The 25580-nt window shown below is 60.1% G+C and carries 24 protein-coding genes; 10 read left to right on the forward strand and 14 right to left on the reverse strand.

All coding sequences use genetic code 11. The features are described 5' to 3' along the window. Positions 1-41 precede the first annotated feature (41 nt). Complete coding sequence (locus CLV74_RS11945) at positions 42-998, forward strand: AEC family transporter (RefSeq protein WP_170108032.1); 957 nt, start codon at positions 42-44, stop codon at positions 996-998. 100 nt (positions 999-1098) lie between these two features. Here CLV74_RS11945 and CLV74_RS11950 read toward each other — a convergent pair whose 3' ends face one another. The 4 genes from CLV74_RS11950 to CLV74_RS23005 form a co-directional block, all read right to left on the reverse strand. Then, complete coding sequence (locus CLV74_RS11950) at positions 1099-1671, reverse strand: cob(I)yrinic acid a,c-diamide adenosyltransferase (protein WP_106265000.1); 573 nt, start codon at positions 1669-1671, stop codon at positions 1099-1101. Between the two features lie 3 nt (positions 1672-1674). Further along, positions 1675-1887 carry a twin transmembrane helix small protein gene (locus tag CLV74_RS11955; protein WP_106265002.1) on the reverse strand — a complete coding sequence of 71 codons (213 nt, stop codon included), beginning with the start codon at positions 1885-1887 and terminating at the stop codon, positions 1675-1677. Positions 1888-1957: 70 nt separating this feature from the next. Beyond that, positions 1958-2788, reverse strand: coding sequence for an SDR family NAD(P)-dependent oxidoreductase (locus tag CLV74_RS11960; RefSeq protein WP_106265004.1), 831 nt, complete (start codon positions 2786-2788; stop codon positions 1958-1960). Positions 2789-2854: 66 nt separating this feature from the next. Beyond that, positions 2855-3409 (reverse strand): SH3 domain-containing protein, encoded by a 555-nt coding sequence (locus CLV74_RS23005; RefSeq protein ID WP_211299036.1) that lies wholly within the window; start codon positions 3407-3409, stop codon positions 2855-2857. Positions 3410-3573: 164 nt separating this feature from the next. On the opposite strand from CLV74_RS23005, the gene parC reads away from it, so the two are divergent. After that, positions 3574-5826 (forward strand): DNA topoisomerase IV subunit A, encoded by a 2253-nt coding sequence (gene parC / locus CLV74_RS11970; protein ID WP_106265006.1) that lies wholly within the window; start codon positions 3574-3576, stop codon positions 5824-5826. 37 nt (positions 5827-5863) lie between these two features. On the opposite strand, the gene pdxR is transcribed toward parC, so the two are convergent. Next, positions 5864-7285, reverse strand: a complete 1422-nt coding sequence (gene pdxR, locus CLV74_RS11975; RefSeq protein WP_106265008.1) for a MocR-like pyridoxine biosynthesis transcription factor PdxR — start codon at positions 7283-7285, stop codon at positions 5864-5866. 77 nt (positions 7286-7362) lie between these two features. Between pdxR and CLV74_RS11980 the strand changes: the two genes are divergently transcribed. Continuing rightward, entirely contained in the window at positions 7363-8007 is a 645-nt protein-coding gene (locus tag CLV74_RS11980) for a pyridoxamine 5'-phosphate oxidase family protein (RefSeq protein ID WP_106265010.1), read from the forward strand. Between the two features lie 139 nt (positions 8008-8146). Beyond that, entirely contained in the window at positions 8147-8578 is a 432-nt protein-coding gene (gene mscL / locus CLV74_RS11985; protein ID WP_106265012.1) for a large conductance mechanosensitive channel protein MscL, read from the forward strand. A 40-nt stretch (positions 8579-8618) separates the two neighbouring features. On the opposite strand, the gene ald is transcribed toward mscL, so the two are convergent. Beyond that, on the reverse strand, positions 8619-9737 hold the full coding sequence (gene ald / locus CLV74_RS11990; protein ID WP_106265136.1) for an alanine dehydrogenase: 1119 nt from the start codon (positions 9735-9737) through the stop codon (positions 8619-8621). A gap of 137 nt (positions 9738-9874) precedes the next feature. Here ald and CLV74_RS11995 point away from each other — a divergent pair, with 137 nt between their 5' ends. Further along, positions 9875-10333: an Lrp/AsnC family transcriptional regulator gene (locus CLV74_RS11995; protein ID WP_106265014.1), complete on the forward strand. Its 459-nt coding sequence runs from the start codon at positions 9875-9877 to the stop codon at positions 10331-10333. Between the two features lie 59 nt (positions 10334-10392). Here the strand turns inward: CLV74_RS11995 and ruvB are convergent, their stop codons facing one another. From ruvB to ruvC, 3 genes are read right to left on the reverse strand one after another with little or no spacing between them, the layout of a single operon-like run. Continuing rightward, the gene (gene ruvB, locus CLV74_RS12000; RefSeq protein WP_106265016.1) at positions 10393-11418 is read right to left on the reverse strand and encodes a Holliday junction branch migration DNA helicase RuvB; all 1026 of its coding nucleotides are present in this window, start codon (positions 11416-11418) and stop codon (positions 10393-10395) included. Between the two features lie 3 nt (positions 11419-11421). Then, positions 11422-12099 carry a Holliday junction branch migration protein RuvA gene (gene ruvA, locus CLV74_RS12005; RefSeq protein ID WP_106265018.1) on the reverse strand — a complete coding sequence of 226 codons (678 nt, stop codon included), beginning with the start codon at positions 12097-12099 and terminating at the stop codon, positions 11422-11424. Next, positions 12096-12602 (reverse strand): crossover junction endodeoxyribonuclease RuvC, encoded by a 507-nt coding sequence (gene ruvC / locus CLV74_RS12010; protein WP_106265020.1) that lies wholly within the window; start codon positions 12600-12602, stop codon positions 12096-12098. The genes ruvA and ruvC overlap by 4 nt, the downstream gene beginning before the upstream one ends. Positions 12603-12913: 311 nt before the next feature. Between ruvC and CLV74_RS12015 the strand changes: the two genes are divergently transcribed. Next, on the forward strand, positions 12914-13132 hold the full coding sequence (locus CLV74_RS12015) for a DUF1127 domain-containing protein (protein ID WP_106265022.1): 219 nt from the start codon (positions 12914-12916) through the stop codon (positions 13130-13132). A gap of 158 nt (positions 13133-13290) precedes the next feature. Here CLV74_RS12015 and CLV74_RS12020 read toward each other — a convergent pair whose 3' ends face one another. Both CLV74_RS12020 and CLV74_RS12025 read right to left on the reverse strand, forming a co-directional pair. Continuing rightward, on the reverse strand, positions 13291-14160 hold the full coding sequence (locus CLV74_RS12020; RefSeq protein WP_106265024.1) for a 50S ribosomal protein L11 methyltransferase: 870 nt from the start codon (positions 14158-14160) through the stop codon (positions 13291-13293). A gap of 64 nt (positions 14161-14224) precedes the next feature. After that, positions 14225-15469: an MFS transporter gene (locus CLV74_RS12025; RefSeq protein ID WP_106265026.1), complete on the reverse strand. Its 1245-nt coding sequence runs from the start codon at positions 15467-15469 to the stop codon at positions 14225-14227. Between the two features lie 233 nt (positions 15470-15702). Between CLV74_RS12025 and CLV74_RS12030 the strand changes: the two genes are divergently transcribed. Then, positions 15703-16761 carry a YeeE/YedE family protein gene (locus CLV74_RS12030; protein WP_106265028.1) on the forward strand — a complete coding sequence of 353 codons (1059 nt, stop codon included), beginning with the start codon at positions 15703-15705 and terminating at the stop codon, positions 16759-16761. Here CLV74_RS12030 and CLV74_RS12035 read toward each other — a convergent pair. After that, positions 16758-17642: a LysR family transcriptional regulator gene (locus tag CLV74_RS12035; protein WP_106265030.1), complete on the reverse strand. Its 885-nt coding sequence runs from the start codon at positions 17640-17642 to the stop codon at positions 16758-16760. The genes CLV74_RS12030 and CLV74_RS12035 overlap by 4 nt on opposite strands. A 65-nt stretch (positions 17643-17707) precedes the next feature. Beyond that, positions 17708-19906, reverse strand: coding sequence for a primosomal protein N' (locus tag CLV74_RS12040; RefSeq protein ID WP_106265032.1), 2199 nt, complete (start codon positions 19904-19906; stop codon positions 17708-17710). A gap of 200 nt (positions 19907-20106) precedes the next feature. Between CLV74_RS12040 and CLV74_RS12045 the strand changes: the two genes are divergently transcribed. The 3 genes from CLV74_RS12045 to CLV74_RS12055 are packed head-to-tail and all read left to right on the forward strand — an operon-like array spanning position 20107 to position 22477. After that, positions 20107-20814, forward strand: coding sequence for a DUF484 family protein (locus CLV74_RS12045; protein ID WP_106265034.1), 708 nt, complete (start codon positions 20107-20109; stop codon positions 20812-20814). Then, positions 20811-21740 (forward strand): tyrosine recombinase XerC, encoded by a 930-nt coding sequence (locus tag CLV74_RS12050; RefSeq protein WP_106265037.1) that lies wholly within the window; start codon positions 20811-20813, stop codon positions 21738-21740. The genes CLV74_RS12045 and CLV74_RS12050 overlap by 4 nt, the downstream gene beginning before the upstream one ends. Before the next feature lie 38 nt (positions 21741-21778). Continuing rightward, positions 21779-22477, forward strand: a complete 699-nt coding sequence (locus CLV74_RS12055; protein ID WP_106265039.1) for a CDP-alcohol phosphatidyltransferase family protein — start codon at positions 21779-21781, stop codon at positions 22475-22477. Positions 22478-22594: 117 nt separating this feature from the next. Here the strand turns inward: CLV74_RS12055 and ileS are convergent, their stop codons facing one another. After that, positions 22595-25498, reverse strand: coding sequence for an isoleucine--tRNA ligase (ileS, locus tag CLV74_RS12060; RefSeq protein WP_106265041.1), 2904 nt, complete (start codon positions 25496-25498; stop codon positions 22595-22597). Positions 25499-25580 lie beyond the last annotated feature (82 nt).

Below are 25580 nucleotides of genomic sequence, written 5' to 3' on the forward strand. Positions count from 1 at the left end.
CAGCGATTGCCAGCCATACCGCCCACTGTTATCGCGACACCATGATCGACGTTCTTTCCATCACCGGTGTTATTTTCATCCTGATCACTGTGGGCTACGGAATCGTCCGAAAAAGGGTCTTTTCCAGCGCCGAGATGCGCACTTTGGGCAAATTCGTGGTTAATCTGGCGCTGCCCGCGCTGGTGTTTCAGGCGGTCTCCTCGCGCGACCTGACCGAGATTGCGAATACCGCGTATATCGGCGCACTGATCATCGGCTCACTTGCTGTTTACGGGCTAGGGTATTTTAGCGCGCGCCGGATCGGCAAAACCTCACCTCAGGCGGCTGTCTTCCAAGGCATGGGCATGTCCTGCGCCAACAGCGGCTTTGTCGGCTATCCGGTCCTGCTGATGGCCCTGCCGGATGTCGCCACCACGGCTCTTGCCTTGAATATGGTAGTCGAGAACGTCCTGATGCTGCCCCTGATCCTGATCATGGCAGAGAAAGCCCACAGCGCAGGCAGCGCCTCTGGCACGCGTCTCGCAAAACAAATCGGCAAGCGCCTGATGGCCAACCCCATCCTCATCGCGCTGGTCCTTGGCATTGTGGTCTCGCTTTCGGGCTTGAACCTGCCCTTCCTTGCCAAACGCCCGATCGAGCTCTTCGCCTCCTCTAGCGCCGCCCTTTCACTGGTGGCCATCGGCGGCACCCTTGCCAGCCTTAGCCTCAGCCGGATCAATCTTTCAGTGCTGTTCGTCGTGATCGGCAAACTGGTCCTGCACCCGATCTTCGTAGCCGCGGGCCTTGGGATCATGGCCGCATTCGGCTTTTCCGTCGGAGACCCCCGCCTTGGCGCAGCCGTGATCATCATGTCCACAATGCCAGTCATGTCGATCTACCCGATCCTTGCCCAGCGCTTCGGAGAAGAAGAAAACGCCGCCATCGCCCTCTTCGGCATGACAATGCTGTCCTTCATTACTATCACCGCCGCACTGGCGATCATTCTGCCGCAAATCTAACCGGCTCAGCAAAAAGGCCGCCCTGACGATCAGAGCGGCCGCACATGCTTCTTTATTGCAAAAATACTCAAATCCCGTGCGCCCCACAGCGCACAGCGATTTAGCGGTTCGCGCCCGGCACCCACAGAACATCTGCAGCGCCATTGTCATTCGCCACGCGCGAGGCGACAAAGAACCAGTCGCTCAGACGGTTCAGATAGCGGATCGCCGATACGTTGACCTCTTCCACGCCAGATAGTTCGACCGCCAGACGCTCGGCGCGGCGGGCGACGGTGCGGCAGACGTGCAAATGGGCCGCCAAGGCGCTGCCGCCGGGCAGGACAAAGCTGCGCAGGGGGGCAAGATTGGCGTTCATCGCGTCGATCTCTACTTCAAGGCGATCCACTTGCGCGTCGATCATGCGCAGGGGTGGATATTCAGCCTCGGCGTCCTTGGTCATATCGGGGCGGCACAGGTCTGCACCCAGATCGAACAGATCGTTCTGGATGCGCATCAAGGCTGCGTCCATATCTCCTTCGGAATGCAGACGAGCCACGCCGATGACGCTGTTCAGCTCATCCGAGGTGCCGTAGGCCGCAACCCGCAGCGAGTATTTCGCCACGCGGTCCCCGTTGCCCAAGGCAGTCTCGCCCTTGTCGCCGCCGCGGGTGTAGATCTTGTTCAGAACGACCATGGATCACTGTCCTCCCATCTTCTGGCGGATGAAGACAAAGCCGACGATCAGGATGACGGCCACAAACTGGGCCCCCACACGCCAGCGCATGATCTTGTTCGCGTTCTTACGGTTGAACTCGCCGCCCTTGGCAAAGCTGCCGATCCCCAGCAGCAAAATACCCAGCACCGCCAGACAGGCGATCGCGACAATGATGAACAGTGGATCGTTGGCCATAATCTTTTCCCTAAGGTGTCTGAGCGCCACTTAGCGCGGGTAAACACAAATGCCACCCCCGCAATTTGCCTCAGCCTGCGGTCAGCAGCTTATCTGCCAGACGGGTCGGCAGGAAACGACGGATGAGGTTGGCGATATAGGTGGGCGTGGTCACAAAGTAACGCGGATGGGGGTTGCGGCTTTCCAACGCGTGAATCAGCTTTTTCGTCACCGCCGAGGGCGGCAGTTCGAACTTATCCGGTCCACGGTTTTCGTAAAGACGCTTGCGCAACTGGGTGCGATATTGCTCGGCCCGCGGCGAAGCCTCCCAGTTGATCCATTTCTCAAAGTTCGGGATCGCGTTCTGCCGGATTTTCGAGGTGATGGGACCCGGCTCGATCAGGATGATGTGGATCGGGGTGTCGCGCATCTCTAGGCGCAGCACGTCCGTCAGGCCCTCCATCGCGAATTTGCTGCTGACGTAGGCCCCGCGCCACGGCATGCCCGTGAACCCCAGAACGGACGAGCAGTTGATCACCCGCCCATGCCCCTGACGGCGCATCACAGGCAGAACTTTCTGGGTCAGATCGTGGGGACCGAAAAGGTTGGTCTCGAACAGTTCCGCAAGTCCGCCACGGGGCAGATCCTCGACCGCGCCGGGCAGTGCGAAAGCGCCGTTATTGAAGACCGCATCCAGCTTTCCGCCGGTGGCCTCTAGCACATCAGCCAAAGCGGCATCGATGCTGGCGCTGTCGGCATAATCCAGTCGGGGGGCCTCAAAGCCTTCGGCAATCAGGCGCTCACAGTCTTCCTGTTTGCGGCAACTGGCGAAAACACGCCAGCCACGGGCCCGTAAATCATGGGCTGCCGCGTAGCCGATTCCACTAGAACACCCGGTAATTAAAATAGATCGCGCCGCCATGAGGCCCCCTTTTTACTCTTGAGGGCACCATGACGGCGCGATCGGAGGGAATCAATCAATGAGTGATTACTCAGCGTCACTTACGAGCCAATCGGCCATCCACCCTACGTGTCCTGTTTCCAGAACTTTCAATTTCAGCCAGCCATTGCCGGGCTCTTGCAGCACCTGCACCTGATCACCCGCGAGCAGACGATCTGTAACGCTGTAGCCGGTTCCGGGGCCGTTGCGCATGTTCACGCTTTTTCCGGTAATAAACCGCATGTCCGGAACTGTTTCCATTTCAGGTGCGTAGGCCGCATCGACAACAAGGCTTGGAATGACTGCCTCGGATGCGGGTTGCTGCGTCGCGGAAACGGCGATTTCGGCGGGTGCAGCATCGGAAACAGCCGTCGTAAGCGTCGCCAACTGGATGTTAGCCGTCCCATCCTTTGCCGAGAGTTTGGCCGTCTGAATGCCTATTTGGGGAATCTGGGGCAAAACCGTTTGCGGCATCTGCGCAACCATAGGTGTCAATTTCGGCGCGACTTGAACAGTTTCCACAGGCTCGAAATCGGCACCCCCGCTCAGCTCATAAAAAGCCAGAAATAAGAAAGCGAAAGAAACAACGATCAAGCGCCACATTTTGCAATCCTCAGTAAAATAAGATCAATCAATCAACTCGATAATACGCTGATAGTTTCCGTGGTTCGTAAATATTTTTGAAAACTTTTCACCGGAGGAAAACCTTACCCCCCTGAAGCGCAAGCCGCTTTACCGTGCGCAGAAGGCGGGCTAGTACACTGTCTATGAGTGATACTGATGACACCCCACAGGAGACCCCGTCCAACCCGACCGAGCCTTTGCGCCGGGCGCTTGGATCGCGTTACCTACAGTATGCCTTGTCGACGATCATGCACCGGGCGCTGCCCGATGCCCGTGACGGGCTGAAGCCGGTCCATCGCCGCATCCTATTTGCGATGCGCGAACTGCGGCTGGCCTCGAACGGACGCTTCCGCAAGTCGTCGAAGATCTCGGGCGACGTGATGGGTAACTATCACCCACACGGGGACGCTGCGATTTATGATGCGATGGCCCGACTGGCACAGGATTTCAACGTCCGCTACCCGCTGGTTGATGGTCAGGGTAACTTTGGCAACATCGACGGGGATAACCCTGCGGCCAGCCGATATACCGAAGCGCGCATGACAATGGCGGCCGAAGTGCTGCTGGAAGGTCTGAACGAAGACGCGGTCGACTATCGGGACAACTATGACGGGACTTTGCAAGAGCCCATCGTTCTGCCAGCGGCGTTTCCCAACCTGCTGGCCAACGGCTCTAGCGGGATCGCGGTGGGGATGGCAACAAACATTCCGCCCCACAATATTGACGAACTGGTCGCTGCCAGCCTGCATCTGATCAAGACGCCCGATGCGCGCGATGAAACGCTGCTGAAATACGTGCCCGGTCCGGACTTTCCGACCGGCGGCATCATCGTCGAGCCGAAAGAGAATATCGCCAAGGCCTATGAAACGGGCCGTGGTTCCTTCCGCCTGCGCGCCAAGTGGGAGGTCGAGGAACTAGGTCGCGGCCAGTGGCAGATCGTGGTGACCGAGATCCCTTATCAGGTGGCCAAATCGAAGCTGATCGAAAAGATCGCAGAGCTGATCCAGACCAAGAAGGTTCCGCTGCTTGCCGACATTCGCGATGAGTCTGCGGACGATATCAGAGTGATCCTTGAGCCGCGCTCAAAGAACGTCGATCCCGAGGTTCTGATGGGCATGATGTTCCGCAACAGCGATCTGGAAATTCGCTTCAGCCTGAACATGAACGTGCTGATTGACGGCGTAACGCCGAAGGTTTGCTCGCTCAAAGAGGTGCTGCGGGCGTTCCTGGATCACCGTCGCGACGTGCTGATTCGCCGCTCGAACCACCGTTTGGCGCAGATCGACAAGCGCTTGGAAGTGCTGGAAGGCTACATCATCGCATTCCTGAATCTGGACCGTGTAATCCAGATCATCCGGACCGAGGATGACCCCAAGGCGGTCATGCTGGCCGAGGATTGGGGCGGCGATGTCTTCCTGACGGAAAACCAGTGCGAAGCCATCCTGAACATGCGCCTGCGCAGCTTGCGCAAGCTGGAAGAGATGGAGCTGCGCAACGAGCGTGACGCCCTGCGCGAAGAGCGCGCTGGTCTGGTTGAGCTGCTTGGTAGCGACGAATTGCAGTGGGGCCAGATCGCCGATCAGCTGCGCGACGTACGCAAGCAGTTCGGCAAAGGCACCGCAGCAGGCAAGCGCCGCACCGATTTCGCCGAAGCGACCGAGATCGAAGAAGTGCCGCTGGAAATGATGATCGACAAAGAGCCGATCACCGTTGTCTGTTCGAAAATGGGCTGGGTCCGCGCCATGAAGGGCCATATCGCGCTGGATTCCGCGCTGAAGTTCAAGGACGGCGACGAAGGCCGCTTTGTCTTCCACGCAGAGACCACCGACCGCCTGTTGCTGCTGGGGTCGAACGGCCGTTTCTACACCATCACGGCAGCGAACCTGCCCGGTGGCCGCGGCATGGGCGAGCCTGTGCGCCTGATGGTCGATCTGCCGAACGAAGCCGAGATTGTGGATTTGTTCATCCACCGTCCGAGCGGCAAGCTGCTGTTGGCTTCCAGCGCCGGTGACGGTTTCATCGCCCCCGAGGACGAGATCATCGCGCAGACCCGTACCGGCAAGCAGGTGCTCAACGTCAAAGGCGATGTTCGGGCGCTGGTCTGCAAAGCGGTGAACGGGGACCACGTGGCCGTCGTCGGCGAGAACCGCAAAGTGCTGGTCTTCTCAATCGAGGAACTGCCCGAGATGGCCCGCGGCAAAGGCGTGCGCCTGCAAAAGTACAAGGACGGCGGTCTATCCGATGCGACGACCTTCACGCTGGCCGATGGTCTGTCGTGGAAAGATCCCGCAGGCCGGACCCGCACCGAAGGCGATCTGTCCGAATGGATCGGCAAACGGGCGACCGCAGGGCGCATGGCCCCGCGCGGCTTCCCCCGCGACAATACTTTCACCTGATCCAAAGCGGCGCCCCAGCGGGCGCCGTTTTCTTTTGTCAGGCGCCCATCTCTTGCAGCAGTTGGGTCAGGGTTTGGCTGGCACGGCGCAGCACCTCTTCGTCAAAGCCTGCGAACCCCAGCAGCAGCCCCTGCGGTGCAGCGTTGGATTGGCTGTAGGTGGACAGGGCCTTTAGCCCAAGACCCCGCGTTTTGGCCGCATTCGCGATTTCCTGATCGCTCCACCCCGCCATGCGTGGCCCAAGCTGGCAACACAGATGCATTCCCGCATCCGCATGTTGCGGAATGATCCAGTCCTCATACCCTTTCAGCGCCTGCTGCAAGAACACCTGCCGCGCCGCATAGGTCCGCCGCATCCGTCGCAGATGGGTCGAGAACGCCCCGCTTTCCATATAAGCGGCCACCGCCGGTTGCGGCACGACCGAGGCACGCGCGCCGGTGCGCTGCATCTCTTCGGTCAGGGCGGGCAACGCCGCCTCTGGGCAGACCACATAGCCTAAGCGCAATGACGGGCTGAGCAGCTTTGAGAAGCTGCCCATATAGAACACCCGTCCATGCCGATCCAGACTGGCCAGCGCGGGCAAAGGCTTGCCCCGATAGCGGAATTCGCCGTCGTAATCATCCTCGACGATCCAGCCGCCCACCTCTTGCGCCCATTCCAGCAGCGCCAGACGCCGAGGCAAGGGCAACGTGGCCCCCGTGGGATACTGGCGCGATGGCGTCACGATACAGACAGACGCCCCGTCTAGGGGCGCAGTCATTGGGTCCAGCCCTTCGGCATCCACGGGATGGGCAAGGGCTGTGAGACCCGCCGACCTGAAGGCCTCTAGCATGGGCTGGAACACCGGATCTTCGACAACGCCGATGCCGCCCGCAGGAAGAATGCTGCGCAGGATCAGTTCAAACCCCTCTACCGCACCAGAGGTGATGATGACCTGCTCGGGCCGCGCCTCAATCCCGCGCCAAGCCCGCAAGTGGGCCGCGATCTGCGCCCGCAACGGCATCCACCCCAGCGGATCGGGCATTCCCGTCAGCGCGGGTGAGGCATGACGCCAAACCCTCTCTAAAAGACGCGCCATATCACCGTGGGGAAAGCTGTCCAGATCGGGCAGACCGGGCCGCAGGGGCAGCACCACGGCCCGTGGCGGCGGGGTCAGCGCCGGGCTTTGCGCCGCCTCAACGGGCGGCATGTCAGGTAGATCAGCGGCCACGTATGTCCCTGCCCCGCGCCGCGTCTCCAGATAACCCTCCGCGATCAACTGGTCGACGGCAGTCAATACAGTGATCCGGCTGACCGACAGTTCCGCCGCCATTACGCGGCTGGCGGGCAAGCGCGCGCCGGGCGTGGCCTGTCCACTGAGGATCAGATCGCGCAATGCCTCTTCCAACTGCTCGTGCAGCGGAGTCGGCGCGTGGCGATCAAGGGAAAGGGCAAACAGGGCGGCTTCGAAATTGGACATATTTTGCTGCGCAGCATTGGTTATTTCAATAGAACCAATATGCGCCTAGCCTGATCATAGCAAGACAGGAGATTCCCATGAAGCTAGAGCGGACAGAGCGTTCCCGCCTGCGGCGCAGTCATGAGCGCGGCAGTTTCGACCGAGACACCATTAACCAGATTCTAGACGCCACACCCCAGTGTAGCGTTGCTTATGCGATTGATGGCAAGCCCTATTTGACGCCCACGTTCCATTGGCGCGAGGGCAATCACCTGTATTGGCACGGCAGTTCGGCCAGCCGGATGATCCGCCAGTCCACCGGCGCCGAGGTCTGCATCAACGTGCATATTCTGGACGGCTTCGTCATGGCGCGGTCAGCCTTTCACCACTCGGCCAATTTCCGGTCGGTGACCCTGTTCGGACAAGCTTTCAAGGTGCCCGACGAAGACAAGGCCGCCCGTCTGGATGCCTTTGTCGAAGGTCTCTGGCCTGGCCGCACGGGCATTCTGCGCCCGATGACCGCGCAAGAGGTCAAAGGCACCACGATCCTTGGACTTGAGATCAAGGAAGGCAGTGCAAAGGTCCGCACCGGCCCGCCGATCGATGATGATGAGGACATGTCTCTGCCCATCTGGGCCGGAGTGATTCCCGTCCGACATGTGCTGGATGCGCCGATAACCGAGGAAAATGTCCCTGAAGATGTGCAAATCCCCCAGCACATTTTGGACTATTCCCTAGGGTAAGCCACGTCTTTCGGGCGACATTACCAGCGGAAACGCGCAATTTTCAGAAATTTTGGAAACAAATGGAACCAAACAGCTATGCGCTGCGCTAATCTGGAAACACTTACACTCAGACCGTTTTCAGAGAGGAATTGGTGAGATGTTAAAAGAATTCCGCGATTTTATCGCCCGCGGCAACGTGATGGATATGGCTGTCGGCATCATTATTGGTGCCGCCTTCACAGCGATTGTCAGCTCGCTCGTGGCGGACCTGATCAACCCGATCATCGCCCTCTTTACGGGCGGGATTGATTTCTCGGGATGGTTCTACCCGCTGGACGGCAACGACTATGTCTCGTTGGCGGCGGCGCTAGAGGCAGGCGCACCGGTCTTTGCTATCGGCAAATTCATCATGGCCGTGATCAATTTCCTGATCATCGCCTTCGTCGTTTTCATGCTGGTGAAAATGGTCAACACGATCAAAGACCGCGCCATGCGCGAAGAAGAAGTCGCGGCCGCTCCCGAGGCCCCCCCCGCCCCGACCGAGGTCGAGCTTCTTATGGAGATCCGCGACGCGCTGAAACAGCGCTGATGCAGCGGGCGGGCCAAATCATTGGCCCGCCCTTTTTCATTCAGAGACCTAGAATGGCCTCGGGGGTCACTGTCTCGATCCCTTGGGCAACACCGACAGCTGCATAGGTCGGCTGGCCTGCGTGCACGTTCAAGCCGGCGCGCAGATGCGCATCATCGATGCAGGCCTGACGCCAGCCTTTGTTCGCCAGCGCGATCACGAAGGGCATGGTCGCGTTCCCCAGCGCCAGCGTCGAGGTCCGCGCCACAGCGCCGGGCATGTTCGCCACGCAGTAGTGCACGATCCCGTCGACCTCATAGATCGGGTCTTGGTGCGTTGTCGCCTTCGAGGTCTCAAAACAGCCACCTTGGTCGATCGCCACATCCACCAGCACTGCGCCGGGGCGCATGTCGGCCAGATCTGCGCGGCTGACCAGCTTGGGTGCTGCCGCACCGGGGATCAGCACCGCGCCAACAACCATATCCGCCGCGACGATTGCCGCTTTGGTCTCGGCCGCGCTGGCGTAGGCGGTTTTGAACTGGCCACCGAAAACGTCATCCAGATAGCGCAGACGGGGCAACGAACGGTCCAGAACGGTCACATCCGCACCCATGCCTGCCGCAACTTTCGCCGCTTGCGTCCCCACAACGCCGCCACCGATCACAACGACCTTCGCGGGAAGAACGCCAGGAACACCGCCCATCAACACGCCGCGACCACCATTGGCCTTCTGCAGCGCCCAAGAGCCAACCTGTGGCGCCAAGCGGCCTGCCACTTCGGACATGGGTGCCAGCAACGGCAAACCACCACCAAGCGCGGTCACGGTCTCATAAGCGATGCAGGTCGCGCCACTTTTCAGCAGATCGTTGGTCTGGGGCGCATCGGGGGCAAGGTGTAGATAGGTGAACAGCAACTGGCCTTCGCGCAGCTGTGCGCGCTCGCCTGCCTGCGGCTCTTTAACCTTCACGACCATCTCGGCCTCGGCCCAAACGGTGGCCGCATCGGGCGCCAGACGCGCACCCGCCGCCGCATAGTCCTCATCAGAAAAACCAGCGCCGACGCCTGCACCGGCTTGCACAAGCACCTCATGGCCATGGGCGACAGCCTCGGCCACGGCGTGCGGTGTCAGACCAACACGGAATTCCTGCGGTTTGATTTCGGTAACGGTTCCAATCAGCATCTCTTCGCCCTCGGAGTAAACTTTCATCAAGTCTCTCTCGAACGGCCCGAAATTGTTTTGCGAAATCTTGTGCTGCTGCTCTACAAAATGCAGAATACTTCGAAAATACCAGAGCAATTTCGAAGGATCTTCGACATATGGACCTCGATCCGACAGACATCCGAATCTTGCAGGCCCTTCAGAAAAAGGGCCGCATCTCAAACGCCGACCTGTCCGAGGCCGTAAATCTCTCGCCCTCCGCCTGCCACCGCCGCGTACATCGGCTGGAACAAGAGGGCTTTATCAAAGACTATGTCGCCCTACTGGACGCCAGAAAAATCGGCATGCCCTCCACGGTCTTCGTCGAGATCACCCTGCAAACCCAAGCCGACGACGTGCTAGAAGCTTTCGAAGCCGCCGTCCGCCGCGTCCCTGCCGTCCTTGAATGCCACCTTATGGCGGGCAAAGCCGATTACATCCTGAAAGTCGTGGCTGAGGATACCGAAGATTTCGCCCGCATCCACCGCCAATATCTGACCCGCCTGCCGGGCGTCGCGCAAATGCAAAGTTCATTCGCCCTGAAGACGGTCTTCAAAACAACCGCCCTCCCGCTCTGAGTATCGGGCTTCTTTATTGTATAAATACTCAAATCCTACGGCCTGCCAAAAGCACGGGATCACCCGAACAGATCACTAGTTCCCGCAGGGCGCGGAGGCTCCAGCCCCAGATGGCGCCAACTGGCGTGGGTCAGCATCCGCCCGCGCGGCGTGCGCTGGATCAGACCTTGCTGCAGCAGGTACGGCTCGATCACCTCTTCCAATGCATCACGGCTTTCCGACAAAGCGGCGCTCATGGTTTCGATCCCTACGGGACCGCCTTGGTAGGCCTCGGCGATCAGGCGCAGATAGCGGCGGTCCGCTGAATCCAGCCCCAATTGGTCCACCCCAAGACGGGTCAACGCGCGGTCAGCCAAGGCGCGGGTGACGCGGCCATCGCCTTCGACCACCGCGAAATCCACCACACGCCGCAGCAAACGTCCCGCGATACGCGGTGTGCCGCGGGCGCGGCGCGCGATTTCCATCGCGCCTTCGGGATCGGCAGGCGCACCCAGTTTTGTAGCGTTCCGGGCGACGATCTCGGTCAACTCCGAGACTTCATAGAACTGTAGCCGCGTCGGGATACCAAAACGGTCGCGCAGCGGCGTGGTCAAAAGCCCCAGACGCGTGGTGGCCCCCACCAAGGTAAAGGGCTGCAATTCGATCCGCACCGTCCGCGCCGCAGGACCTTCGCCGATCACCAGATCCAGCTCAAAATCCTCCATCGCGGGGTAAAGAACCTCTTCGACCGCAGGATTCAGACGATGGATTTCATCGATGAAAAGGACATCCCGCGCCTCAAGATTGGTCAGGATCGCGGCAAGATCCCCCGCTTTGGCCAGAACCGGCCCCGAGGTCATGCGGAAATTCACCCCCAATTCCCGGGACATAATCTGCGCCAGAGTGGTCTTCCCCAGACCGGGCGGGCCGTGGAACAGAGTATGATCCATCGCCTCGCCCCGCCGCTTGGCGGATTCAATAAAGACGCGCAGGTTCGCGCGGGCCTCGGCCTGACCGATAAAATCCTCCAAAGCCTGCGGGCGCAGGGCGCGGTCATTGTCTTCGGCCAGCTTTTCGGGACGCAGCGCGGGATCGGGTTGGTCCATAGCTTATCCTTTCGGCGCCAAAAGGCGCAGCGCCGCGCGGATCAAGGCAGAGGTATCCGCCTCTGGATCGTCCTGAAGCGCCTGCGCCACAGCGCCCGCAGCCTCGCCCGGCGCATAGCCAAGGTTCGACAGGGCCGACAGCGCCTCGGCCTGTGCAGCCATCGACGGTTTCGGAGCAGGCGCGGATTTCGCCTTCGGAGCGGGGGCAGCGGGTGTTTCGACGACCTCGGCCACCTCTTCGCCCATCGCGGCGGTGATTGATCCGCCCATAGCCATGACCGTCGGCGCTTTGTCCTTTAGTTCGTTGACCACGCGCTGTGCGGTTTTCGGGCCGATGCCCTTTGCCGCTTTGATACTGTTCCAATCGCCCAATGCGATTGCGCGGCTGACCCCGTCCGGCCCCAAGGCCGACAGCATCGCCAGCGCCGCTTTGGCGCCAACCCCTTGAACTGTTTGCAAAAGGCGGAACCACTCTTTCTCTTGCAAAGTGGTAAAACCGTAAAGCTGCAACAGATCTTCGCGCACCAGAAGATCGGTGAACAAAGCCGCCGCCTCACCCACGCGGGGCAGTGCGCCAAGGGTCCGATCCGAGCAATAAACGATATAGCCCACGCCCCGCACATCAATCAGCACATGGTCTTCGGCGCGGTAATCAATACGTCCCGACAGTTTTCCGATCATGTTTTTGCCTTCGCCAAAGCCATTTCCAATCCGCGTCCGCCGCGGCTTTGATGGGCGTGACACATGGCGATCGCCAATGCATCCGTCGCATCCGGCCCGTTCAGCTTTACGCCGGGCAGTTGCAACCGCACCATATAATCCACTTGATCTTTGGCCGCGTGGCCAACGCCGACAACCGTTTTCTTCACGGCGTTCGGAGCGTATTCGCCAACCCGCAGACCCGCCTGCGCCAGCGTCATCAGGGCCACACCCCGTGCCTGACCCAGTTTCAAAGTGCCAACCGCGTCTTTGTTCACGAATGTCTGTTCGATAGCCGCCACATCCGGGGTCCAGATGCCGATTACCTCGACCAATTGCACATGCAGGGACAAAAGCCGTTCGGCCAGATCCTCGCCAGATGAATGACAGACCCCGTTCGCCACATGACTGATTCTACCGGGTGCCGTGTCGATCACCCCCCAGCCCATGTTGCGCAGGCCCGGATCGATCCCCAAGACGCGCATTTCTGTCCCCTGCTCTGTGTCTTTTCTGACGCACTAGCACGAAAGGGGAACAAACGCCAGCGCATTGAATTTGCACCAATGTTTGCACTTGCAGCATTTCTCGGGCTGAATCCGCCCCTCCAAGCGCCAAAAGCGACACCTGACCAGCCCAGTTTTTGCAATAATGACAAAAGGTTAATCCTTGCCGCACCCATGCAGTGAGCGCATGGGTTTTATGCAGAAATAGCGCGTTGTGACGTAAAAAGAGGCGGATTACGTACGGCTCAATTCGGGCCGCCAGCGGCCATCGTTGTCTTTAAAGGAATGAGACCATGGCAACACTTGATACCACACGCGACAGCTTCGCCGCCCGCGGAATGGGCGCACGCAGCCACAATGTATTTGCAGTGCTGCGCGCTGCGCTGATCGACTGGAACGACGCGCGTAAAACCCGCATTGCCCTCAGCGCTCTGAGCGATGAGATGCTGGACGATCTGGGTCTGTGCCGTGCTGACATCGCAGGCATCACCGGCAAGACCATCCGCGGCTAAACGTATAGGTCTTTTGCATTGAAAAGGGCGCGCAGAGGTTTCTGCGCGCCCTTTCTTTTTTCGTAATGCCCCCGAAAATCGCAGTAGACCCCCTTAAAATCGGCGCAAAGCTGCCGACAGGCTGCATATTCTTGGGGCAGATTTCGATCTTTATGTAATTAGGACTTACGAAGCGTCAGAGTCGACCAATCAACAATATTTTCTTGGTGAACCAGATTGATCCCGTTTTCGGCATAAACCTCGATAACTTCGGGGGCCTGATCGATCAGAATCCCCGAGAGAATCGCATAGCCCCCTGTCGCAAGATGTGCTGCCATATCGGGAGCCAGGTCGATCAGCGGAGCTTTCAGGATGTTGGCAAATACCAAGTCATAGGGGGCTTTTGCATGCAGTGTGTCATGCTCAAAGCCCATGGCTTCCAGACATTCCACGCGACCTTCCAGACCGTTTGCACGCACGTTTGCCTCGGCCACTTCGACGGCAACTTCATCAATATCGCTGGCCAATACAACGTCGGGCCAGATGCGGGCAGCGCCCATAGCAAGAACGGCAGTCCCGCAGCCGATATCGGCGACGCTGCGGCCAACAAAGCCATCATTCGCCAGACGGTCCAACGCCCGCAGACAGCCCTGCGTGGTGCCGTGGTGACCGGTGCCAAAGGCCATTGCGGCCTCGATCAGCAGGGGCTCGCAGCCTTCGGGAACCTTGTCCGCATCATGGCTACCGTAGACGAAGAAACGGCCTGCTTCGACGGGCGACAGATCGCGGCGCACTTTGGCGACCCAATCGGTTTCCGGCAGTTCACTGATAATGAAATCTTGCGCTTCATGAACCACGGCCAGCAGCGCCAGAGCCGCCTGATCGGGGGCTTCGGTAAAGTAGCTGGCCACTTCCCATAGGCCCGAGCCGTCTTCCATCTCGAACACACCAACGCCGGTGGGTTCGGGCTGCAACTCTTCCAGCGCAAGGCCCAGAGCCTCGGCGTTCTGTTTCTGGGTCAGCTTGGTATAGGCGGTATAGGTGGGCATATGGGCGCTCCTTCAAGGGGTCTGAAGGGGGCGATAGGCCCCCCTGCCCCTTGGGTCAAGCGCCCTATTCTGCGACCGCTGCCACAAACCGCGAAAGGCGCGTCTCGTTTCCTTTGCAGGGATGGCGCGGGATCAGCATGGACAGCAACAGTGAGGTCGCGGCCATGCCCGCCGCCAGAAAGAACACCGCCCCCGGCGAAACCAGCCACAGATAGCCCAGCAATGCAGGCAGGAAGACTGCCGCGATGTGGTTGATGGTAAAGGCCACCGCCGCTGTGGGCGCGATGTCACCGGGATCAGCGATCTTCTGGAAATAGGTTTTGATCGCAAGCGCCATGGCAAAGAACATGTGGTCGATCACATAGAGGATCGAAGCCAACAGGACGCCCCAGCCAAACCAGTAAATACCGCCATAGGCCAGAAACACGCAGACAAGGCCGGTGTATTCCACCATCAGGGCCCGTTGTTCACCAAAGCGTTGGACAAAGCGCCCGATCAGCGGCGCAAAGAAGATGTTGGCCACAAGGTTGATCAGGAACAGGCCCGTGACCTCATGCACGTCAAAGCCGAAGCGTTCGACCATCATAAAGCCCGCAAAAACCGTGAAGATCTGACGGCGGGCACCAGCCATGAATTGTAGCAGGTAATACAGCCAGTAACGGCGGCGCAGGATGAACTTTTTGACCTGCGGATTGGGGGCCTCGAACTGGGGATAGGCGAAAAGCGCAAACAAGGCGATGGCCGCCGTGATGCCACCCGCGACCATATAGACTGAGGTATAGGACAGCTCGAACGTGCGCCACGTCAGCATGATCAGACCATAGGCCACCAGCGTCGCCGCACTGCCCGCCGCCAGCAACTGGCCCAGAACCTTGGGCGCCCGCTCTTTGTCCAGCCATTGCAGCTGAAGCGATTGGTTCACCGTCTCATAGTAATGGAACCCGATCGAACTAAGCATGGTCAGCGTCAGGATGCCCCCCAACTGCGGGAAAAAGCCGGTCAGCGCCGTCGCCACCCCCAACAGGATCAATGAGGTCAGGCCCAGAATTTGTTCCCGCATGAACAGCAGGATCGCAATCACGCCGATGGCCAGAAAGCCCGGAATCTCGCGCACCGTATGCAGCCAGCCAATGTCGCTACCGTCGAAATTGGCGACCTCGATCACGAAGTTATTCAGCAATGCCGACCACGTGGCAAAGGCCACGGGCATGGCCATTGCGGTCAGGAACAACAAAGCGACGGGCCGGCGCCACAGCGGCAACTGATCGGCCTGGGCCAAAGGAAACGGGGCGAAGCGAGATGATTTCATAAGTGCCTCATACTCTTGCCCAAAAGGTTTGGCGAGAATTCTGTGCAGCTCAGGTTCACGAAATCGAAATCGCGCTTGTAAAAGGCGCATTGCGCAAACAAACCAAAGGGGAAACCGCCCCTTGATGTGCCTCTTCTTCGATCACTTAAACACATTCATATATTGATACACATCAAGGATAAGCGCCGCGAAATCCCTATGTTTGCTGCATTCTGACGCTAGGAGGCACGGGAATGGACGTTCTGGGGATTGTCGAAAGCTTGGGCGAGGCGCCAACCGCGGCCCTGTTTGGATTGATCACCGGCATGATCTTCGGGATTGCGGCGCAGCGGTCCAACTTTTGCCTGCGGGCCGCGACGGTGTCGTTCGCACGGGGCCAGATGGATGATCGCGTGGCTGTGTGGCTGCTGACGTTTTCAACCGCAGTGGCGTGGGTTCAGGCAGCTGAACTGATGGGGCTGATGCGATCGGCCGATGCCCGCATGATGGCCGTTCCAGGCAGCTGGTCCGGTGCCATCGTGGGTGGACTGTTGTTCGGGGTCGGCATGGTACTGGCGCGGGGCTGCTCGGGCCGCCTGCTGGTGCTGGCGGCGACAGGCAACCTGCGCTCGGTGGTGTCGGGTCTGATCTTCGCGGTCGTTGCCCAGATGAGCCTGTCCGGTGTCCTAGCCCCCCTACGCAACAGCATCGCCAGCGTCTGGATCACCAGCGGCGGCACCAATCTGGATTTGGAGAAAGCCGTCGGCTTGCCTGAATGGGGCGGCCTTGTGGTGGGCCTGATGATTGCCGCCGTCGCCCTAGAGGTGGCCCGCCGCAACCGCATCGGTTGGCCCCGTCTGGTCTTCGCCTCTGGCGTTGGGTTCTCGGTCGCGGTGGGGTGGGTGCTGACCTTCAGCCTCGCGCAGATTTCCTTCGATCCGGTGCAGATCGAAAGCGCCACCTTCACCGGCCCTTCGGCCAATACGCTGATGTTCTTCCTTGAGGAAAACCCCGTCCTGCAATTCGACATCGGCCTTGTGCCCGGCGTCTTTCTGGGCGCGTTCCTAAGCGCTTGGGTCGCGGGTTCGCTGCGCTTTCAAGGGTTTGAGAACGAGGCCAACATGCGCCGCGCTATGATCGGTGCGGCGCTGATGGGCTTTGGCGGAATGCTGGCTGGGGGATGTGCCATCGGTGCTGGCGTGACAGGCGGTTCGATCTTTGCGGGAACCGCCTGGCTTGCCTTGTTCTGCATGTGGATCGGCGCGATGGTCACCGACACCCTGCTGGACCAAAAAGGTCTGGTCGCCGTTTAACCTTCGGCGACCGAACCGGTTTGGGGGGTGTTGTCGCCAAGACGGCGCTGTGCCACGCTTTGCGCGATCCAGTCCACAACCGCGTTCACCAGCGGGTCGCGCTGACGCTTTTCCTGATACACCGCCCACAGACCACGGGTCGCGATGGTTTGCGCACCGGGGATCACCGCAAGCGAGGTATTTTCAGGAAGGTGCAGGCGAGGGACGATGGTCGCAAGACCCGTCGAGATCGCGGCATCAATGGCCAGACGATAGTTCTCGACGCGCATGACCGGTGGGCGGCCAAAGCGTTCGTAGCCTGCCTGCATTTCGGGGGTCCAGTCCAGATCACGCGACAGGGCAATCCAGTCACGGTTCTGGCTGTCGGGGCGCTGCACGGCGCAGAAGTGGACCTTGCCCACCTCATGGCCCATCAGAGCATCATCCAGAGGACGGTTCATCCGCAGGGCAACATCAACCTCATCGCGGTCAAAATCCGCGTCAACGTTGCTACAGTAGATTTCCAACTCGATCCCCGGATAGCGTTCCATGAACGCGCCCAGTTGTTCTGTGAGGTAATCCGTCGCCAGAAAGCTCATCGTGGTGACACGGGCTTTTTCAGCGCTGGATTGTAGATGGGGTAGATTATTGCTGAGGCGGGACAGGTTGGATTCGAATTGCTCGATCACATCCATCAGCGCGCGACCTTCAGGTGTCAGGCGCCAGCCGTCTCGGCCTTGCACAAACAGCTTAACCCCTACGTCTTCCGAAATCCGGTGAATCCGTCGGGATACTGTTGCAACATTAATGTCCAAGTGTTTTGCAGCAACGTTCATCGACCGATGACGTGCTAGAGCTGCGACGTAACGAAAGTCGTCCCAGTTGACCTTATTTGTAACCATTTTAAACCAGACTCGTTAGACAACATTTATGATATCAACACATAGCAAATATGAAAAGCATGGTCTTACATAAAGCTCTGGGGATCAATATCTACCGACAACCTTATATTGTTGTTAACTTTTACCCCTCCTAACCATTTGCGAAGAGCCGGCTGCAGAACTACTCCTTTTGCAGACTTGACAAGAAGTCTGACACGATGCCGCCCTCTGATTCGGGAAATGGGAGCCGGAGCGGGACCGTAAACGGTTGCTCCAGCTTCGATAAGCGGCCCTGCATGGCGCACCAACTGCCCTGCTAAGTCAAAGGCGTCCTGCGCCTCGGGGGCCGAGATGATGATACCCGCCATGCGCCCGAAAGGCGGGACACCTGCGGCCTCACGCTCGCGCGCTTCGGCGGCCCAGAACTGTTCTTCGTCACCGCATAGGATCGCGTGGATCACGGGATGTTCCGGCTGAAAGGTTTGCAGCATCGCCTGCCCCTTCTTGGTCGAGCGTCCTGCCCGCCCCGCAACCTGCCGCATCAACTGGAACGTGCGTTCTGCCGCACGCAGATCAGACCCTTGCAGACCCAGATCCGCATCAATCACCCCCACCAACGTCAACAGTGGGAAGTTGTGTCCTTTTGCGACCATCTGGGTTCCAATAATGATATCGGCGCCCCCTTCCGCAATCCGGACGATCTCTTCCTTCAAGGCCCGCGCGCTGCCAAAAAGGTCCGAGGATAGCACCGCAATCCGCGCATCAGGGAATGCCGCGACAGCCTCTTCAGCCAGACGCTCCACACCGGGGCCGACGGGGGCCAATTTGCCTTCGACCCCGCAAGAGGGGCACTGCTCGGGCATGGGCGCGGTCTCGCCGCATTGGTGGCACATCAGGCGCTTGAGGAACCGGTGCTCCACCATCCGCGCATCGCAGTGCTGGCAGGCGACCTGATGGCCGCACGCCCGACAGATCGTCACTGGCGCATAACCGCGCCGGTTCAGGAACAGCAGCGATTGCTCGCCCGCCGCCATCCGCAGTTTGACCGCCGCCCGCAAGGTCGGGGAAATCCAAGTCGAGGATGGCAAATCCTCGGCCCGCATGTCGATCGCCTTCATTTCGGGCAACACCGCATCGCCAAAGCGCGAAGTCAGGTCTACGCGGCTGTATTTGCCCGCCTGCGCATTGACCCAACTTTCAAGGCTAGGCGTGGCCGAGGCCAACACAACGCGCGCCGAACACAGGCTGGCCCGCAGCACGGCCATATCGCGGGCATTGTACAAAACGCCCTCTTCCTGCTTGTAGCTGGTGTCGTGTTCTTCATCGACGACGATCAGCCCCAGATCGCGGAACGGCAGGAACAGCGCGGACCGTGCGCCCACAACCACCTGTGCGCCGCCTTCCGCCACCATTTTCCATGCGCGGCGACGTTCGGTCATCGTAACGCCCGAGTGCCATTCAGCCGGACGCCCACCAAACCGCGCCTCAAGCCGCGTGAGGAACTCCGAGGTCAGCGCGATCTCTGGCAACAGCACCAGCGCCTGCCGTCCTTTGCGCAAACAGGCGGCAACTGCCTCAAGATACACCTCGGTCTTGCCAGAGCCGGTGATGCCCTTCAGCAAGGTGGTTCCGTAAGCTCCGGATGCTATCCCGTCGCACAGAACCGTTGCCGCAGCTTTCTGATCATCGGTCAGCGCCTTGCCCGGCGCATCTGGATCAAGACGAGGGTAGGGCAGGTCACGGGGTGCATCCTCTTCCCGCAGGGCACCTTGTTTGACCAATCCCTTGATCACCGACGCGGTCACGCCTGCCATATCGGCCAGCTCGCGCTGGGTGAAGGCAAGGCCCCCGTATTCGCGCATCACCTCTAGCACGCGGGTGCGGGCGTCGGTCATCCGGTCAGGCTCGGCATCGCCCAAACGGTAGATGCGGCGGGTCGCGGGGGCATCCCCAAGACCGGGCGCACGGGTGGCCAGACGCAGCATCGCAGACAAAGGCGTCAGGGTGTAATCTGCTGATTTTTCCAAGAAAATTCGCAGGTCATCCCCCAAGGGTGGCGCATCCAGAACCCTGAAAATCGGGCGCAGGCGATTGCGGGGAAAGTCCCCTGCCGCAGGCCCCCAGACCACCCCGATAATCTTGCGCGGCCCCAAGGGCACCTCAACAAAATCGCCAAGGGCACAGCCCCCTTCGGGCGCCAGATAATCCAGCGGCCGGTCTAGCGGTTGGGTGGTTAGAACAGCGCAGGGCTCGGCGGCGGGAAAATATGTCTGCACGGACCGCATCGCTCCTTGTTGACGGGCAAAAGTGGCTCTACCAGCTTGGGCGTAAAGCCTTGGTTAAGAAACGCCAAGACGTGAGGACGCCCACCGCCTGTGTTTTATTTACAATGCCTTCTTTGGCCGGTTCCCGAATTGAGGGAATTTTCTCTGCAAATTCGGGCCGGAGCCATGTTATACACTCTAAAAAAGAACGAGGCCAAGACATGAGCAGTCCCAAGATCGACGCGCAATTGCGCGCGCGCATCCTTGCCGATCCGGATCTTATTCTGGACGACCGTGATCTGATGCATGCACTGATCTCTGCGAATGAGCGGGCAATGGGTAGCAATATCGTCGATCTGCGCGGACTTGCGATGGAACGGCTGGAGACTCGTCTTGACCGGCTAGAGGACACCCACCGCACGGTCATCGCCGCCGCCTATGAAAATCTGGCAGGCACCAATCAGGTGCATCGCGCCCTGCTGAAAATGCTGGATCCGGTCAGTTTTGAGGACTTTCTGAAGGGCCTTGGCACCGATGTGGCGCAAATCCTGCGGGTGGATTGTCTGCGATTGGTGCTGGAAACCCAAACCGACGGCAGCGAGGACAACACCGTCCGCAAGATGGGCGCAGTTTTATCGTCCGCGCCTGAGGGCTTTATCCGCGAATACCTGACCGACGGACGTGGCGGGCAAATCCGCCAAGTCACCCTGCGCCAGATCCATAGCGGCGAGGCGACGGTGCACGGCTCTAAGGCCGATGACATCCGGTCCGAGGCTTGCCTGCTGCTGAACCTCGGCACCGGACGCTTGCCCGGCCTGTTGGTGATGGGCTCGGAAGACCCGCACCAGTTCAGCCCCCAGCAAGGCACCGATCTGCTGGCCTTCTTTGCCGGCGTATTTGAGCGGATCATGCGCCGCTGGCTGTCATGAGCCTGATCAGCCCCGCCCAAAGGGATGCCCTGCAAAGCTGGCTGGCCTATGAGCGGGGCATCAAGGATGCCTCGGACCATACGATCACCGCCTACAGCGGCGATGTGGCGGGATTTCTGTCATTTCTGGCCGATTATCACGGCGGCGCTTCGGGACTTGCGTCTTTGGCGACTGTCGGACCCTCTGACATGCGGGCTTGGATGGCCGCTGAGCGGCGCAGCGGCACCGGCGCGCGGTCCTTGGCGCGGCGGCTGTCGGCGGTCAAAAGTTTCTACCGCTGGCTGGCCCGCACGCAGAAGTTCGACCCGACTGCCGTGCTGGCCACCCGCTCGCCCAAGGTGAAAGCCCGTCTACCCCGCCCTTTGAGCGAGGATGGCGCCCGCGCGGTACTGGAAACTGTGGAACTGCAATCGCAGACCCCGTGGATCGGTGCCCGTGATGTGGCCGTGGTGACATTGCTTTATGGCTGCGGCCTCCGCATCTCCGAGGCGCTAGGCCTGACGGGCCGCGACATCCCCTTAGGCGACAGTCTGAGGATCGTCGGCAAGGGCAACAAAGAGCGGATCGTACCGGTTCTGGCCGCCGCCCGAAAAGCGGTGGATCGCTACCTGTCGCTATGCCCCTATCAGCTAGAGCCGGACGCCCCTCTGTTTCGCGGCGCAAAGGGCGGTGCTTTGAATGCCCGCGTCATCGCCAAGGTAATGGAGCAGACCCGCATGCAGCTTGGCTTGCCGGAAACCGCAACGCCCCACGCCCTGCGCCACAGCTTTGCGACGCATCTACTGAATGCAGGCGGCGATTTAAGGGCGATTCAGGAACTGCTGGGGCATGCGGCCCTGTCGACAACCCAGACTTATACCGCAGTGGACTCGGCCCGTTTGATGGATGTCTATCAGGCAGCGCACCCCCGCGCACGGCGCGGCTAACGGTTGCGCCGCAGCAGATAATCAGCGAAGACGACAGAATGAAAATCAGATCTGCAGCTTTTTCAGTTCATTTCCTGACCGCAACAGGCGCTTGTATCGCCATGCTGGCCATGTTGGCTGCCGTGGACCAGAATTGGTCCATGATGGTGCTTTGGCTGGTCGTCGCCTTTGCCGTGGACGGGATCGACGGCCCCTTGGCCCGCAAATACGATGTGGCTACCAACGCGCCCGAGATCGACGGCGTATTGATGGACCTGATCATCGACTATCTGACCTATGTGTTCATCCCTGCCTATGCGCTGTTCAAATCAGGCCTGCTGCCCGGCTGGACCGGATGGCTGGCCATTCTGGTGATCACCTTCACCAGTGCGCTTTATTTCGCGGACACGCGGATGAAGACCGAAGACAAAAGTTTTCGCGGCTTTCCAGGCTGTTGGAACATGGCGGTGCTGCCTTTGTTCGCGCTGAAACCAAGCCCCGAGTTCATTGTAGGGCTGGTGATCGTGCTGGCGGTGTCGATGTTCCTGCCGTTGCGGTTCATCCATCCTGTGCGCACCAAGCGCTGGCGGATGGTATCGCTGCCGATTGCGCTGATCTGGACGCTTTCGGCGGCTTGGGCCGCTTGGGTTGATTTCCATCCTGCGAGTTGGGCGGGCTGGGTTCTTGGGGCCAGCTCGATCTATCTGGTAATGGTGGGGATCGTGCAGCAGGTTATTCCGGCCCGCGCTGCGCGGTAAGCTGCGACAGGGGGCGCTGCCCCCTACGGGCCTGACGGCCCTACCCCCGAGGTATTTTTGCCAAGATGAAATGGCAGATGTGAGAAGGGGCGCCTATTCGGGCGCCCCTTTGACCGTTTAGCCGAGTGTCTCATCGCAGCGTTTGCAGGTTGCTGCGTGGCTGTGGGTGCCCACATCGGGCAGGATTTTCCAGCAGCGCTGGCATTTTTCCCCATCAGCCTTTTCGAAGACCACGCCGACGCCTGCCTGATCGGGGAGGCGGAAGGCCTCCGCCGGGGCGGGATCTGCGGTGAGCGAGATGCCGGAGGTGATGCAGATATCCTCAAACGCGACGGTTTTGAGCGCCGCGAGCATATCTGCGTCTTCGACATGGACCACGGGGGCCGCTTCGAGCGAGGCTCCGATGACCTTTTCGGTGCGCTGCACTTCAAGGGCGGCGGTGACCACGCGGCGCACTTTGCGGACGTTGGACCATTTGGCCGCCAGCGGCTCGTTCAGCCAGTCGGCGGGGGTTGCGGGGATGTCCTGCAGGTGGATCGAGCTGTCATCGCCCGGGAAGCGTTCGAGCCAGACTTCTTCCATGGTGAAGGTCAGGATCGGCGCAAGCCAGGTGGTCAGACGGTGGAACAGGATATCCATAACGGTGCGGGCCGCGCGGCGGCGGGTGCTGTCTGTGGCATCGCAGTAGAGCACGTCTTTGCGGATGTCGAAGTAGAAGGACGACAGTTCCACGGTGCAGAAGTTGAAGAGCTGCTGGAACACACCTTGGAAGTCATAGGCGGTGTAGCCAATGCGAACCTTGTGATCCAGTTCCGCAAGGCGGTGCAGCACCCAGCGTTCCAGTTCGGGCATTTCCGACGGATCAAGGCGCTCTGCCTCGGTGAAGCCGTCAAGGCTGCCCAAGAGGAATCGCATGGTGTTGCGCAGACGGCGGTAGCTGTCGGCGACGCCTTTCAGGATTTCCGGCCCGATGCGCAGGTCGGCGGTGTAGTCGGACTGTGCCACCCACAGACGCAGGATGTCCGCGCCGTACTGCTTGGTCACGTCTTCAGGGCTGACCGTGTTGCCGAGCGATTTGGACATCTTGTTGCCCTTCTCGTCCAGCGTGAAGCCGTGGGTCAGCACGCCGCGATAAGGCGCACGGCCCTTGGTGCCGCAAGCCTGCAACATCGAGCTGTGGAACCAGCCGCGGTGTTGGTCGGTGCCTTCCAGATAAAGGTCCGCGATGCCGTCTGCCGATCCGTCTGCGCGGTCACGCAGCACAAAGGCGTGGGTTGAGCCGGAGTCGAACCACACGTCCAGAATGTCGAAGACTTGCTCGTAGTCGTCAGGGTTCACGGTATCGCCAAGGAAACGCTCTTTGGCGCCCTCTTTGTACCATGCGTCCGCGCCTTCGGCCTCGAACGCCTCATTGATGCGGGCGTTCACTTCGGGGCTGCGCAGCAGGAAGTCCTCATCGGTGGGCTTTGCGCCAACCTTGATGAAGCAGGTCAGCGGAACGCCCCATGCACGCTGGCGGGACAGAACCCAGTCAGGGCGCGCTTCGATCATCGAGAACAGACGGTTGCGGCCGGTCTGCGGGGTCCACTTTACCAACTGGTCGATGCTGGTCAGGGCGCGTTCGCGGATGGTTTTGCCATAGGTGTCCTGACCGTCGCCAACCGCACGGTCGATCGCCGCGAACCACTGGGGCGTGTTGCGGTAGATCACCGGCGCTTTGGAGCGCCACGAGTGCGGGTAGCTGTGCTTGACGCGGCCACGGGCGATGATGCCGCCAGCCTCGACCAGTTTGGCGATGACGGTGGTGTTGGCCTTGCCCTCTTTGCCCTTGCGGTCGAACACTTGCAGACCCGCGAAGAACGGCACGTGATCAAGGAATTCCGATTCCTCGCCCACGTTATAGGTCATGCGGTCCATCCAGTTGCGGGCCACGAAGACTTCGTAGTCTTCCTGACCGTGGCTGGGGGCGGTGTGCACAAAGCCGGTACCTGCGTCGTCAGTCACGTGATCGCCATCAACCATCGGCACGTCGTAGTCCCAGAAGCCGTCGGCGCCATCCAGACCGTTGAACGGGTGGGCACAGATCAGGCCTTCGAATTCGCTGGGGGCGATGTCGCGGACCTTGGTGAATTCGGTCACGCGGGATTTCTCTAGCGCGTCAGCGGCCAGAGTGTTCGCGAAGACGTACAGTTCGCCGGGGTTGGTCCAGCTTTCTTCCTGCGTCGCGTCGACACGGTAGAGGCCGTATTCGATGCCATTGCCGTAGGCGACCGCCTTGTTCGACGGGATGGTCCACGGGGTGGTGGTCCAGATCACAACGCGGGCGGTTTCCAGATCGCCGCCAGCATTCTGGAAGCGGAAGGGCACCCAGATCGTGTGGCTTTGGTGATCGTGGTATTCCACCTCGGCCTCGGCCAGAGCGGTCTTTTCGACAGGCGACCACATCACAGGCTTGGAGCCCTGATAGAGCGTGCCGGTCATCAGGAATTTCTGGAATTCCTCGGCGATCACGCGCTCGGCGTGGAAGTTCATGGTCAGATAGGGATCATCCCACGTGCCGGTGATGCCCAGACGTTTGAACTCTTTGCGCTGAACGTCGATCCAGCCCTCGGCGAACTTGCGGCATTCCTGACGGAAGTCGATGACAGGAACTTCATCCTTGTTCTTGCCCTTCTGGCGGTACTGTTCCTCGATCTTCCATTCGATGGGCAGCCCGTGGCAGTCCCAACCGGGGATGTAGCGTGCCTCGCGGCCCAGCATTTGCTGGCTGCGCACGATGAAATCCTTGAGTATCTTGTTCAGGGCGTGGCCGATGTGCAGGTGGCCGTTCGCATAGGGAGGGCCATCGTGCAGGATGAACGGCTCGCGCCCCTCGGCTTTGTTGCGAAGCTGCTGATAGATATCCATCTTTTCCCAACGGGCCAGCCATTCGGGCTCGCGCTTGGGCAGGCCTGCACGCATCGGGAAGTCGGTCTTGGGCAGGAACAGGGTGTCTTTGTAGTCGGGCGTTTCGGCGCACATGGGTGGCGTCCTTCGGTCTTGTCTCAATATCGGAAAGAGGTCGGCGCGGGCATCCCATACGCCTTGTCCCGGCGGCTCGTCT

Origin of the sequence: Donghicola tyrosinivorans (assembly GCF_003003355.1) — a bacterium.
GTDB classification, from domain to species: Bacteria; Pseudomonadota; Alphaproteobacteria; order Rhodobacterales; family Rhodobacteraceae; genus Donghicola; species Donghicola tyrosinivorans.

Bases quoted from the DNA above. Each gene is read 5' to 3' on its own strand.
- CLV74_RS11945 (WP_170108032.1), top strand. From the start codon at position 42: ATGATCGACGTTCTTTCCATCACCGGTGTTATTTTCATCCTGATCACT.
- CLV74_RS11950 (WP_106265000.1), bottom strand. From the start codon at position 1,671: ATGGTCGTTCTGAACAAGATCTACACCCGCGGCGGCGACAAGGGCGAG.
- CLV74_RS11955 (WP_106265002.1), bottom strand. From the start codon at position 1,887: ATGGCCAACGATCCACTGTTCATCATTGTCGCGATCGCCTGTCTGGCG.
- CLV74_RS11960 (WP_106265004.1), bottom strand. From the start codon at position 2,788: ATGGCGGCGCGATCTATTTTAATTACCGGGTGTTCTAGTGGAATCGGC.
- CLV74_RS23005 (WP_211299036.1), bottom strand. From the start codon at position 3,409: ATGTGGCGCTTGATCGTTGTTTCTTTCGCTTTCTTATTTCTGGCTTTT.
- parC (WP_106265006.1), top strand. From the start codon at position 3,574: ATGAGTGATACTGATGACACCCCACAGGAGACCCCGTCCAACCCGACC.
- pdxR (WP_106265008.1), bottom strand. From the start codon at position 7,285: ATGTCCAATTTCGAAGCCGCCCTGTTTGCCCTTTCCCTTGATCGCCAC.
- CLV74_RS11980 (WP_106265010.1), top strand. From the start codon at position 7,363: ATGAAGCTAGAGCGGACAGAGCGTTCCCGCCTGCGGCGCAGTCATGAG.
- mscL (WP_106265012.1), top strand. From the start codon at position 8,147: ATGTTAAAAGAATTCCGCGATTTTATCGCCCGCGGCAACGTGATGGAT.
- ald (WP_106265136.1), bottom strand. From the start codon at position 9,737: ATGCTGATTGGAACCGTTACCGAAATCAAACCGCAGGAATTCCGTGTT.
- CLV74_RS11995 (WP_106265014.1), top strand. From the start codon at position 9,875: ATGGACCTCGATCCGACAGACATCCGAATCTTGCAGGCCCTTCAGAAA.
- ruvB (WP_106265016.1), bottom strand. From the start codon at position 11,418: ATGGACCAACCCGATCCCGCGCTGCGTCCCGAAAAGCTGGCCGAAGAC.
- ruvA (WP_106265018.1), bottom strand. From the start codon at position 12,099: ATGATCGGAAAACTGTCGGGACGTATTGATTACCGCGCCGAAGACCAT.
- ruvC (WP_106265020.1), bottom strand. From the start codon at position 12,602: ATGCGCGTCTTGGGGATCGATCCGGGCCTGCGCAACATGGGCTGGGGG.
- CLV74_RS12015 (WP_106265022.1), top strand. From the start codon at position 12,914: ATGGCAACACTTGATACCACACGCGACAGCTTCGCCGCCCGCGGAATG.
- CLV74_RS12020 (WP_106265024.1), bottom strand. From the start codon at position 14,160: ATGCCCACCTATACCGCCTATACCAAGCTGACCCAGAAACAGAACGCC.
- CLV74_RS12025 (WP_106265026.1), bottom strand. From the start codon at position 15,469: ATGAAATCATCTCGCTTCGCCCCGTTTCCTTTGGCCCAGGCCGATCAG.
- CLV74_RS12030 (WP_106265028.1), top strand. From the start codon at position 15,703: ATGGACGTTCTGGGGATTGTCGAAAGCTTGGGCGAGGCGCCAACCGCG.
- CLV74_RS12035 (WP_106265030.1), bottom strand. From the start codon at position 17,642: ATGGTTACAAATAAGGTCAACTGGGACGACTTTCGTTACGTCGCAGCT.
- CLV74_RS12040 (WP_106265032.1), bottom strand. From the start codon at position 19,906: ATGCGGTCCGTGCAGACATATTTTCCCGCCGCCGAGCCCTGCGCTGTT.
- CLV74_RS12045 (WP_106265034.1), top strand. From the start codon at position 20,107: ATGAGCAGTCCCAAGATCGACGCGCAATTGCGCGCGCGCATCCTTGCC.
- CLV74_RS12050 (WP_106265037.1), top strand. From the start codon at position 20,811: ATGAGCCTGATCAGCCCCGCCCAAAGGGATGCCCTGCAAAGCTGGCTG.
- CLV74_RS12055 (WP_106265039.1), top strand. From the start codon at position 21,779: ATGAAAATCAGATCTGCAGCTTTTTCAGTTCATTTCCTGACCGCAACA.
- ileS (WP_106265041.1), bottom strand. From the start codon at position 25,498: ATGTGCGCCGAAACGCCCGACTACAAAGACACCCTGTTCCTGCCCAAG.